13 protein-coding genes are annotated in these 11,275 nt (G+C 59.7%); 10 read left to right on the top strand and 3 right to left on the bottom strand.

The features are described 5' to 3' along the window. Nucleotides 1–525: 525 nt before the first annotated feature. From K5K95_RS23920 to K5K95_RS23910, 3 genes are all read left to right on the top strand, one after another. Nucleotides 526–1,389, top strand: a complete 864-nt coding sequence (locus K5K95_RS23920) for a LysR family transcriptional regulator (RefSeq protein ID WP_222586415.1) — start codon at nt 526–528, stop codon at nt 1,387–1,389. Nucleotides 1,390–1,486: 97 nt separating this feature from the next. Further along, the gene (locus K5K95_RS23915; protein ID WP_222586414.1) at nt 1,487–2,632 is read left to right on the top strand and encodes a sterol desaturase/SRPBCC family protein; all 1,146 of its coding nucleotides are present in this window, start codon (nt 1,487–1,489) and stop codon (nt 2,630–2,632) included. Continuing rightward, nucleotides 2,629–3,720 carry an SMP-30/gluconolactonase/LRE family protein gene (locus tag K5K95_RS23910; RefSeq protein ID WP_222586413.1) on the top strand — a complete coding sequence of 364 codons (1,092 nt, stop codon included), beginning with the start codon at nt 2,629–2,631 and terminating at the stop codon, nt 3,718–3,720. The genes K5K95_RS23915 and K5K95_RS23910 overlap by 4 nt, the downstream gene beginning before the upstream one ends. A 123-nt stretch (nt 3,721–3,843) precedes the next feature. On the opposite strand, the gene K5K95_RS23905 is transcribed toward K5K95_RS23910, so the two are convergent. Both K5K95_RS23905 and K5K95_RS23900 read right to left on the bottom strand, forming a co-directional pair. Further along, entirely contained in the window at nt 3,844–4,086 is a 243-nt protein-coding gene (locus K5K95_RS23905; protein WP_222586412.1) for a hypothetical protein, read from the bottom strand. A gap of 112 nt (nt 4,087–4,198) precedes the next feature. After that, nucleotides 4,199–4,441, bottom strand: coding sequence for a DUF465 domain-containing protein (locus K5K95_RS23900; RefSeq protein ID WP_222586411.1), 243 nt, complete (start codon nt 4,439–4,441; stop codon nt 4,199–4,201). A 215-nt stretch (nt 4,442–4,656) separates the two neighbouring features. Here K5K95_RS23900 and K5K95_RS23895 point away from each other — a divergent pair, with 215 nt between their 5' ends. Continuing rightward, nucleotides 4,657–5,178 carry a DUF4142 domain-containing protein gene (locus K5K95_RS23895; RefSeq protein WP_222586410.1) on the top strand — a complete coding sequence of 174 codons (522 nt, stop codon included), beginning with the start codon at nt 4,657–4,659 and terminating at the stop codon, nt 5,176–5,178. 57 nt (nt 5,179–5,235) lie between these two features. Here K5K95_RS23895 and K5K95_RS23890 read toward each other — a convergent pair whose 3' ends face one another. After that, nucleotides 5,236–5,526, bottom strand: coding sequence for a hypothetical protein (locus tag K5K95_RS23890; RefSeq protein ID WP_405046062.1), 291 nt, complete (start codon nt 5,524–5,526; stop codon nt 5,236–5,238). A gap of 264 nt (nt 5,527–5,790) precedes the next feature. Here K5K95_RS23890 and K5K95_RS23885 point away from each other — a divergent pair, with 264 nt between their 5' ends. The 6 genes from K5K95_RS23885 to K5K95_RS23860 are packed head-to-tail and all read left to right on the top strand — an operon-like array spanning nt 5,791 to nt 11,218. Beyond that, a complete protein-coding gene (locus tag K5K95_RS23885) occupies nt 5,791–6,642 on the top strand; it encodes an STAS domain-containing protein (protein ID WP_222586409.1) in 852 nt (283 codons plus the stop codon). A gap of 4 nt (nt 6,643–6,646) precedes the next feature. After that, entirely contained in the window at nt 6,647–7,009 is a 363-nt protein-coding gene (locus K5K95_RS23880; protein WP_222586408.1) for an STAS domain-containing protein, read from the top strand. Further along, nucleotides 7,006–7,410, top strand: coding sequence for an anti-sigma regulatory factor (locus K5K95_RS23875; protein WP_222586407.1), 405 nt, complete (start codon nt 7,006–7,008; stop codon nt 7,408–7,410). Before K5K95_RS23880 ends, K5K95_RS23875 begins: the two co-directional genes overlap by 4 nt. After that, on the top strand, nt 7,407–8,417 hold the full coding sequence (locus K5K95_RS23870; protein WP_222590404.1) for an ATP-binding protein: 1,011 nt from the start codon (nt 7,407–7,409) through the stop codon (nt 8,415–8,417). The genes K5K95_RS23875 and K5K95_RS23870 overlap by 4 nt, the downstream gene beginning before the upstream one ends. Beyond that, nucleotides 8,410–9,285, top strand: coding sequence for a sensor histidine kinase (locus tag K5K95_RS23865; protein ID WP_222586406.1), 876 nt, complete (start codon nt 8,410–8,412; stop codon nt 9,283–9,285). The genes K5K95_RS23870 and K5K95_RS23865 overlap by 8 nt, the downstream gene beginning before the upstream one ends. Beyond that, nucleotides 9,275–11,218 carry a response regulator gene (locus K5K95_RS23860; RefSeq protein ID WP_222586405.1) on the top strand — a complete coding sequence of 648 codons (1,944 nt, stop codon included), beginning with the start codon at nt 9,275–9,277 and terminating at the stop codon, nt 11,216–11,218. The genes K5K95_RS23865 and K5K95_RS23860 overlap by 11 nt, the downstream gene beginning before the upstream one ends. Nucleotides 11,219–11,275: the final 57 nt, after the last annotated feature.

Here is an 11,275-nt window from a genome sequence, read left to right as displayed (position 1 = left end):
CCACGCGGAGCGTGGGAACGATCAACAGCAACAGCAACAGCAAACAACATCGCGAGCAGGCTCACTCCCACCTAAAGCAGATCGGCGCGCAGCTTTTGCTTCTCACCACTCATCAGGTCGAGCGTTAGCTCGCCTTCCGCTTTTGATTTTGATCTTGATCTGCCCCGTCGGAAGGCCGAACGCAGGTTCTGCGCAGTGGGCAACCCGGCATGGATGCCGGGTTAGCCGCCCCCGGCCATGGATGGCCGATGGCGGCGGGCCCACGGAGCAGGACCGGAGTGAGGGAATGCCGAGCCACAGCGAGGCACCGTACGTCAGGGGCGCAGGCGCTTGGTTACTTGGCGCTCTTCCAAGTAACCCGCCGTCAGGGCGGAACCAATAGCCGCCGTGACCGCAGAAACGGATATACCCCCCAACCCCATGAACGAAATTACACCAACTCCCACAGGCGACTCGGCAGCAGCTATATAAACGAGATTCGCAGGATCCGTTTACAATCCCCACACTTCCCGCACCGGCCCCCCCATGGACATCGATCTCGCGCGCACCTTTCTGGAAATCGTCCGCCACGGCAGCCTCGCCGCCGCGGCTGAAAAACTCCACGTCACCCAGACCGCGATCACCGCGCGCGTGCAGAAACTCGAAAGCCAGCTCGGCAGCACACTGTTTGTGCGCAACCGCGCCGGCGCGCGCCTGACGCCCAATGGCGAAGCTTTTGTCGTGTACGCCAACCAACTGGTCCAGACCTGGGAAGCCGCGCGGCGGGATCTGCCGTTGCCAGAAGGCTACCGCGACGTGCTGCACATCGGCGGCGAAGTCAGCTTGTGCAACCCGCTGATGCTCAGCTGGGCCGGCGAACTGCGCGAGAAGATTCCCAGCCACGCCCTGCGCATGGAAATCCGCGATGGCGAAAACCTGCTGCGACAACTGGAACTGGGAGTGCTGGACGCAGCGCTGGTCTATCAGCCCGAGTACTGGCCGCGCCTGCAAGTCGAACAGGTCCTCGAAGAAAAGCTCATCCTGGTACGCCTCGCCGGGCGCCCCGATCCATACGTGTATATCGACTGGGGACCGGACTTCCGCCGCCAGCACGATGCCGCCCTGCCCGAAAAAGCCAAGGCTGCCTTGACCTTCAACCTCGGCCCCCTGGCCCTGCAGTACATTCTGGAAAATGGCGGCAGCGGCTACTTTCGCACGCGCGTGGTCCAGAGTTACCTGGAAAGCGGCGTGCTGGAACCTGTGCCCAAGGCGCCCGAATTCAGCTACCCGACCTACCTGGTCTATTCCCGTGATCGCGACTCGGCGACCCTGCAACGGGCCTTCGATTTGCTGCGCGAAGTCATCAAGACCGATGACGACTGGTCCCAGCGCTGGAATCCGCTGACCTGACACACCGGATCATGGCGCTTGTGTCCTTGAGGTTGTTCCAGCCTTGACGGGCAGATCAGCTAATCTGCGGTTATAACAATAACCACAGGTGAGCGCAGTGAGGCAAACCACCCAGGCATTCCGTGACCGCTATCGGGCCGCCATCCATCCGCGCTACAACCCTTGGCTGCACGGCGCTTTCGTGTTGCTGTTCGGGTTACTGGCCATCGGCGGATTCTGGAGCACCGTGCATCAGGTCCAGCCGCTGGAATGGCTGGCGGTGCCGCTGACGCTGCTGTTCTTCAACTTCGGCGTGTACGTGGTGCATCGACATCTGGGGCATCACAAAAAGAGCTTCGCGCGGATGTTCTATGCTCGTCATGCAGGCGATCACCACAGTTTTTTTGCCCCCGGCCACATGACCTACGACAGCGCCCGTGACTGGCGGGTGATTCTGTTTCCTGCCTGGCTGATCGTGCTGCACACCGTCGTCATCACCCTGCCCCTCTGGTGGCTGATGGGGCGCTTTGATAGCAACGTCGCCGGATTGTCGGCGGGCTGTATGGTGCTCGGCTACCTGACCTATGAGGTGTTTCATGCCTGCGAGCACCTGCCACCGAGCAACCCGCTCACACGGCTGCCGTGGATTCGCCAGATGCGTCGCCTGCATGAACTGCATCACCGACGCGAGCTGATGCAGGAACGCAATTTCAATATCGTGTTTCCGCTGATGGATTACCTGTTTGGCACCCTGTATTGGGAGCCGGAGCACGACACCCAGCCACTGACGAGAACGGCTATGACCCGCATGCAGCACCAGATCGCTATCGCCGGCAATCCAATGGATGTGCTCGCCTACGCCAGCACCGTGACCCGTTGGCCAGAGTGGCATCCGTCCTCCCTCAAGGTCGAGGGGAAAAGTGGCCCGTTGCATGCCGGCGCGCGGTTCGAAGAAGACATCCGCGCTGGCGGGCGTGACGGCCACTTGAGTTGGGAGGTCAACGAATACCTGCCCGGCCGGCGCTGGAGCGCCTGGGCGCGGGGCGATCACGGGCTGTCGCTGGTGGTGACGTACGAGTGCGAGGCTGATGGCGATCACACTCGCTTTATCCGTACACTGGACTACCAGTTCGCCGGCCTGGCAATGCGTATCGCCAATCGAATGCTGCTCAAGCGGCGCATCGAGCGCGAATCCTCGGCGTCGATGCTGGCGTTGCGGGAAATGGCGCAAAAACACTTGACCCAGGCAGGAGCCACCGCGTGAGAAGAGCCTTAAGGTTTCGCAATCTACTGCTGTTATTGATCATTGCCCTTGGCGTCTTTTTACTGTTATTTCCGACCAAAGTCCGGCCGGTAGCCTGGACTCCCGCACCGGCCCCCTCTCTCACCGTCGGCGTGTATGCCGACAATCAACGTCTAAAAGGCGTGCAGCGTATCGGCCCCACGGGCATTGAAGGGCCAGAGGCGCTGTTGCTGGAGGAAAACGTGCTGATCACCGGCCTGCACAACGGACGCGTGATTCGTACCAGCCTCGACGGCAAGAACACCCAGATTCTGGCCGTTACCGGCGGCCGGCCCTTGGGCATGGCGCGGCACCCCAGTGGGCTATTGGTGATTGCCGATGGTGTCAAAGGCTTGCTGTCGCTGGATGCTCATGGCCGATTGTCAGCGTTGACCACCGAGGCTGGCGGCGTACCCTTCGGCTTTACCGACGACGTGGTCATCGATAAATCGGGGCATTACGCCTATTTCAGCGACGCTTCCAGTCGTTGGGGCTTGGGCAAGGATGGCGAGGCGATCATCGAGCATGGCGGGGACGGTCGGTTGTTGCGCTATGACTTTCAGTCCGGAAAAACCACGGTGCTGCTCGATAAACTGGAGTTTGCCAACGGCGTGACCCTGGGGCCTGATGAGAGCTTTGTACTGGTCAACGAAACCGGCGCCTATCGCATCAGCCGTTATTGGCTGAGCGGACCGAAGGCCGGCACCCACGACCTGTTCATCGACAATTTGCCGGGGCTGCCGGACAACCTCGCATTCAATGGTCGCGACCGGTTCTGGGTGGCGCTCTATGCTCCGCGCAATGCGCTGCTCGACGCCACGGCGCCACACCCCTTTGTGCGCAAATTGATCGTGCGGGCGTTGATGCTGCTGCCCAAACCGGTGGAAAAACGCGGGTTCGCGCTGGGACTGGACCTGGATGGCAAGGTGATTGCCAACTTGCAGGATGCGAGCGACGGCAATTACTCGCCGATTACCACGGTGCGTGAGTACGGGGACTGGCTGTATCTGGGGTCGTTGAAGGCCAACAACATGGTCCGGTTGCCGCTGAGTACCGCCCTACAGAAATAACCCCCAATCAAACTGTGAGAGCGGGCTTGCTCGCGAAAGCGGTGTACCAGTCGATATCTGCCTGGACTGATACACCGCTTTCGCGAGCAAGCCCGCTCCCACAAGGGATTTGTACAGACTCGACTACCGCGGATCACTTTCGTTATCGCGCACGGCATTGTCCGTTTCTTCCAGCACCCGTTCAGGGTCCATCGCCGTGGAGTCGTCCTCATTCAACGGGCGCATGCCTTCGTTGTTCGGCAGTTCGTCGATGCCAGGCTCGTCTTCAGGGTTGACCGCTGTACGGCCGGGGCTGAGAGGCTCGGGACGGGTGGGAATCGGGTCGTATCCACCCTGCTCTTCACTGGGGAATTTTGGATCGGGCATTTGGCACCTCGCAGGGAGTCGAAAAAGGTCGGACTCTGATCTTTCGAGGTGCCGGTATTTACCCCCGTTCCAATTTTTCGGTCACCGGTCGTCGGTGGCTTGACGTGGAGGGTCAGGAAGAAGACTGGAGTTGTTTGACGATCTTGTCCTTGACCAGCACACGCGCCTCCTTGAGCTTTTTCAATACGTCATCGCTGGGCGCATCTGATTTTGCGGTCTCAGCCTTGACCACCTCGGCGTCCGCTTGCGAATACTTGTTGATCAGCGAATCCAGTACTGGATCCTTGGAGCGTTTTTGCTGGATATCTTCCTTTGAAATTTTCAGGTCCTGATAAAGGTCGTGTGGCACCGGCATGGAACACCTCCGTTATTGATCGGCAGCAAACGCGATTTATTGCGTTTACCAACTATCAGAATGGCCTCGGATACCCTGTTCTGTCGACCGTCTATCAGACCAGCGGTGTCCGTTCGTCGTCCTGTCGCAAACGCGATAAAACCTTTCTCCAAGCGCCGACCTCCATTGAATAACGATCACCCGGATCGCCTTCAAAACTGTGTGGAGAATAACCAATGGACGGACTTACCCTGCGCCACCTCGCCCTGGCCGTAGCCTTGAGCTCCAGCATGGGCGTTGCCTTAGCCGCGACTTCCAATGACTTCGTCGATGACGCCGCTGCCGGTGGCATCGCAGAAGTCGAGACCAGCAAACTGGCCCTGGAAAAAAGCTCATCGGCCGACGTCAAGGCATTCGCCAACATGATGATCACCGATCACACCAAGGCCAATGAAGAATTGACGGCGCTGGCGAAGAAGCACGACATCAAGGTGCCCGACGACACCACGCTGGTGAAGCAAGCCAAGGAAAAAATTCTCGATTTGCGCGATGAGTCGTTCGACGCCGCCTACGCCACCAACCAGGTGAAGGCACACGAAGAAACCATCGAACGCTTCAAAAAAGAAGCCAACACCGTGACCGACGATAAGGTCAAGGGCGCCACAGAACTCAAAGCGTTCGCGCAAAAAATGTTGCCGGCGCTGGAAAAACATCTGGCGATGGCGAAAAAACTCCAGGCCGCTCACCCCAACAAATAAACACACCCAAAAAGAAGGCCGCATCGATGGAGGCGGCCTTCTTCATGGTTGATTGAACTAGCCGCCGTCGGTGTCGATGTCGGCGTCGGTTTCATCGCTGGGCTTTGGCCGGTCGGGGTTCGGTTTGAAACCCGGGCTGAACTCATTGTCGTTGTCGGTGTTGCGGTTTTTCTGATCGACCACCGCATCAGCGCTTTGCGCAGAACCGGTGGATGAGTGTTGACGTTGAGCACCTGCCGCGTCTTCGCCCGGTGTTTGCGGATCAATCGCCGGGTCATTGCGATCGATCGGTGCACCCGATTGATCCTGTCGTTGTGTCGATTCGTCTTTCATACGTACCTCGCTCATATAGGCAAGCCCGCACCTCGAAACACCGAGGGCCTGAAAGTTCGAAGCCACACGGAGTCAGGGGTTCCATCCAATAAAACAGCGCCAGAGCAGGTAATCGTCATAGAATCGCCGCGCGTGTGTAACGACTAGAGTTACGGGCGACTGTCGCGGCGATTAAATAATCCTCGCGCATGACAAACTATTGCGAATGCCAATTGTCACTGATTCACGCCGGTGTTTTTTCGGGGAATCGGCACAGAATTTTTTCAGGAGCTCAGACACATGGCAGCACTGCATATCGGCACTCTCGATGCGATGAAAAGCAACCAGGCACAACTGGTTGGCGACTGGATGACCAGTCAGGAAGCCACTGGCGCTACCCGCAACTTGAAAGAACACGACCTTAAACAGCAGACATCGGAATTCCTGCAACTGCTGATCGCCGGCCTGGAAAACGGCAATGGCCCGAACGTCAACGCGCCGGGCTGGGATGACATTCGTCAATTCCTCGAAAAGCTCTCCCACAGCCGCGCCTTGTCAGGCCAGGATTCACACCAGACCGCCAGCTTCATTTTCTCGCTCAAAGGCCCGATGTTCGGTCTGTTGCAACGCCACTACGAAGCCAATCCAGCCATGCTCGCCGAGCAACTCTGGGAGGTTTCCGAATTGGTCGACGCGTTGGGCATGCACACCATCCGCACCTTCCAGAAATCGCGTGAAGCGGTGATCAAGCGCCAACAGGAAGAACTGCTGGAACTCTCGACCCCTGTGGTCAAGCTCTGGGACGGCGTGCTGGCGCTGCCGATGATCGGCACCCTCGATTCGCAACGTACCCAAGTGGTCATGGAGTCCTTGCTGCAACGGATCGTCGATACCGGTTCGGAAATCGCCATCATCGACATCACTGGCGTGCCGACTGTCGACACCCTCGTGGCTCAACATTTGCTGAAAACCGTGACCGCCATTCGCCTGATGGGTGCCGATTGCATCATCAGCGGCGTGCGTCCACAAATCGCCCAGACGATCGTGCACCTTGGCCTGGACCTGCAAGGCGTAGTCACCAAAGCCAACCTGGCCGACGCCCTGAAACTTGCCCTCACCCGTCTGGGAATCACCGTCAGCAAGTCGGTATAAGCCGATGGAACGCATTCCAATTCTGAAAATGGGCGATTTTTTGCTGGTGACCATTCAGGTCGACATGCATGACCAGCTTGCGATGACCCTTCAGGACGATCTGTCCGAACGCATCAGTAACACCTCGGCGCGGGGTGTGCTGATCGACATCTCCGCGCTGGACATGGTCGATTCGTTTATCGGCCGGATGATCGGGACGATCTCCGGCCTGTCGAAAATCATGGACGCACAAACCGTTCTGGTGGGCATGCAGCCTGCCGTGGCGATCACCCTGGTGGAGCTGGGGCTGACCCTGCCCGGCGTGAGCACTGCGCTCAATGTCGAGCGTGGCATGAAGCTGCTTCAGGACCGGGTGCGTGAGCAATGAACGTCCGTAGCAGCGGTACGCAAGCGATTAATATCGAGCAGGATGTGGTCCTGGCACGACAGACCGCGCGCAAGCTCGCTACGGAGTGCGGCATGCGCCTGATCGACTTGACCAAGATGGTCACCGCCGTCAGCGAGCTGGCGCGTAATACGATGGTGTATGGCGGCGGTGGCGACATGGATTGGCAGATCCTCGACGAAAATTCCAGAGTCGGTTTGCGCCTGACCTTTCGCGATGATGGTCCGGGCATCCCGGACATCAAATTGGCAATGACCGATGGCTGGACCTCCGGCAGCGGTCTGGGCCTGGGCTTGACCGGGGCAAAACGTCTGGTGGAAGAGTTCGAACTGGACACCGCGCCCGGCAAGGGCACACGCATAACGATTACCCGATGGACATGAAGATAAAGGGGTCACTGACCCAGGTTCTGTTGATCGAGGACCTGAGTCAGATCGGCCATGCCCGGCGCACGGCGCAAAGGCTCGCCGAAGACAATGGCTTCGATGCCACTGACGCCGGACGCGTGGCACTGGTGATTACGGAGCTGGCGAGCAATGTGCTCAAGCACGCCACCCGTGGTGAATTGCACCTGCGGATCCTGCCCGGCAAAAAAGCCAATGGCATCGAGATCATCGCCGTGGATCGTGCGCAGGGTTTTGACTTGCAGGCTTGCCTGACTGACGGATTTTCCACTGGCGGCACTCAGGGCATTGGCCTGGGCGCGGTGTCACGCCAGACGGAGGTGTTTGATGTCTACGCCGATTCCCGAGGTGCGGTGATCCTGGCCCGTCTGTATTCCCGTCGTGACAAAGACTCGGATCTGCGCTGGGGCGTCAGTCAGCATTCGTTACACCATGACCCGGCGTGTGGCGATGTCTGGCACCTGGCGATTGACGGTCCCCACCTCAGTGCCTTGGTGATCGACGGCCTGGGCCATGGCGAAGAAGCCGAGCACGCCGCCCGCGCCGGTGAGCAAGCCTTCGCGCTGGCGCCATTCGCCTCGCCGCTGTTGCTGCTTGAAGACATTCATCAGGCCATGATGGGCACCCGTGGCGGTGCATTGGCAATCGCTCAGTTCAACGGTCACCTCGACAAACTCACCTTCACCGGTATCGGCAACATCGGCGCCAATCTGGTTGCTCCGGGCAAGTCCCGTGGCATGGCGTCCCATCCGGGCATCGTCGGCGGGCAATACCGCAAAGCCCAACCCTTTGAATATGCTCACGTGAACGGACAACTATTGATCATGTACAGCGACGGCCTGCAGTCCCGTTGGAACCTGCAAGATTACCCTGGCCTGGTGCACCGCCATCCGGCGGTCATCGCCGCTGTCCTGCACCGCGATTTCTGCCGAGGCCGGGATGACGCGACGGTCCTGGTCGTTGCCCTGGAGGTTGGCCATGACTGAATTGACCGCCCTTTCGAGCGACGAACAAGCGGCGCTCATCGAACGCTTGCAGAGTGAGGCCGCCTCCCTGCGCGAAGAGCTCGAAGAAACCAATCAGGGCGTGCTCGCGCTGTACGCCGAGCTCGATACCCAGGCCGAAGAGCTGCGCCAGGCATCGGACCTCAAAAGCCGCTTTCTCTCGTACATGAGCCATGAGTTTCGCACGCCGCTGGGTTCGATCCTGAGCATCGCCAGCCTGTTGATCGATGAGCTTGATGGCCCGTTGAGCCCCGAACAACACAAGCAAGTCACGTTCGTCAGCACCGCCGCGCGAGAGCTGAGCAACATGGTCGACGACCTGCTCGACCTGGCAAAAATCGAGGCCGGGCGCATCACCATCTCGCCCGCCTGGTTCGACATGCTCGATTTGTTCGCCGCCCTGCGCGGTATGTTTCGCCCGATCGTCGACGCTACGGCGGTGGACCTGATCTTTGAAGAACCGGTCGGACTGCCGCGTCTGTACACCGATGACAAGAAGCTGGCGCAGATCCTGCGCAACTTCATTTCCAATTCGCTGAAGTTCACCGCGCGCGGCGAAGTGAGGATCTCGGCGTCGCTGGAGGGCGAAAACCAGGTGCGTTTTGCCGTCAGCGATACAGGAATAGGTATCGCTGCCGAGCTACATGGCGCATTGTTCGAGGACTTTTCCCAGGTAGACTCCCCGCTGCAAAAACGCTTGCGCGGTACCGGCCTGGGCCTGTCTTTATGTAAACGCTTCGCTGCATTGCTGGGTGGCGAAGTCGGGGTCGAGAGTACGCCAGGGGTCGGTTCGACCTTCTTCGTGATCATCCCGCTGGCCATCGCCATGGAGCCTGCCGATGAAACGTGACATTCGCCTGTTGATCGTCGATGACAATGCCGCCACGCGCTACGCCCTGCGTCGACGCCTGGAGCCGCATGGCTACAGCGTTCTGGAGGCCGGAACTGGCGGCGATGGTCTGGCAATAATCGACAGTGAGCAGATCGACGCATTGATTCTGGACGTCAACCTGCCCGACATGAGTGGGTTCGACATTGTCCGTAAACTGCGCTCGGAACCTGCCACGGCCTTGTTGCCGGTGATTCACGTGTCGGCTGCCTCGATACAGACCGGTGACATCATCACCGGCCTCGACGCCGGGGCCGATGCCTACCTGATCCATCCCGTGGACCCGGACGTCTTGTTGGCGACCTTGCGCACCCTGCTGCGGGTGCGTGAAACCGAAAACGCCCTGCGCGAAAGCGAGGCGCGATTTCGCGAGATCTTCGTCAACGTCTCGGCGCCCATCGCCGTGCTGGACGCCCAATTCAACGTCCACGAATGCAACCACGCGTTCGCCCGGCTGATCCAGGACAACCGCGATCCGCAGACCTTGCGCGAATGCTTCGCCGAACAACAAGAGGCGATCCTCGACGAACTGCGTGTGCGCCTGACGGCGGGCGAGCGCTGGAAAGGCACCTTGAACATCCGGGTGGAGGGCGAACTGCGGGAAACCGAGTGGCAGATTTCGCCGTATCGCACCCCTGAGTTGAGCCTGGTGTTCGTCGAGGATGTCACCGAGCATCGCCACCGCGAACGCTCGCACCTGGCCCAGCTCGACGACGCTACCTCGCAGCTGGAACATGAGATTGCCGTGCGCGTGCGCACCGAGGCCCAGCTGCTGCAAGTGCAGAAGATGGACGCCTTGGGCAAGCTGACCGGCGGCATCGCCCATGACTTCAACAACCTGCTGACCGGCATCATCACCAGCCTGGAATTGATCCAGAAACGCGTGGCCAACAACCGTACCGACAAGGTCCAGTTATACGCAGAAGCGGCGTTGAACTCGGCCATGAGCGCTGCCTCGTTGACTCATCGCTTGCTGGCCTTTGCCCGCCAGCAGCCGCTTGATACACGACCGGTGGACATCAACGAGCACATCCGCTCCCTCGAAGAGTTGCTGGTGCGTACCATCGGTGAACACATTGCGCTGAAACTCGAACTGACCTCCAAAGCCGCGATCGCGTTGGTCGACCCGATCCAGCTGGAAAGCGCCATGCTCAACCTGGTGATCAACGCCCGCGATGCCTTGCCGCAGGGCGGCAATATCTGGGTCAGCACTTATGCCGCGTATTCCCACGGTGACATGAAGCTGGCGGATGGCGCCTACGTTGCGTTGTCGGTGCGTGACGACGGGACCGGTATCGAACACAGCGTGATCGACAAGGTGTTCGATCCGTTTTTCACCACCAAGCCGCTGGGCCAGGGCACCGGGCTGGGGTTGTCGAGTATTTACGGCTTCGCCCGTCAGTCAGGTGGCGATGCGCACATTCGCAGCGTGGCCCGCCGGGGCACGGAAGTGACCATCATGCTGCCCGCCAGCACGGATTCGACCACGACTGAATCGGTGCGGGTAGCCGTTGATAACCAGGGTTCGGGCGAGCATGTACTGATTGTCGAAGACATGCCGTCGGTGCGCATGTTTGTTGCCGAAGTGCTGGCGGACGCCGGTTATCGCTGCACCCAGGTCGGCGACATCGACAGTGCACTGGAGCGCCTGCAAAACGACCCCTCGATCGATCTGATGCTGACCGACGTGGGGCTGCCGCGCATGAATGGTCGGGAACTGGCGGATGTCGCCCGTGGCTGGCGCGAGAGTCTGCCGATCCTGTTCATGACCGGTTATGCGGAAAACGCGATCAACCGCCAGGTGTTCCTCGGCGATGGCATGGAGATGTTGATCAAACCGTTTCAGATCAACGAGCTGCTGGACAAGGTACGGCTAACCCTCGGCTACGCCTGATATTCGCCTTTCCAGGATCGTTCCCACGCTCCGCGTGGGAATCCAGTCCGGGACGCT

The sequence above is a fragment of the Pseudomonas sp. DR48 genome (assembly GCF_019823085.1).
Classification (GTDB): Bacteria; Pseudomonadota; Gammaproteobacteria; order Pseudomonadales; family Pseudomonadaceae; genus Aquipseudomonas.
The sequence above is the reverse complement of the archived record's forward strand: the minus strand, read 5'-3'. Positions and strand labels throughout refer to the sequence as shown.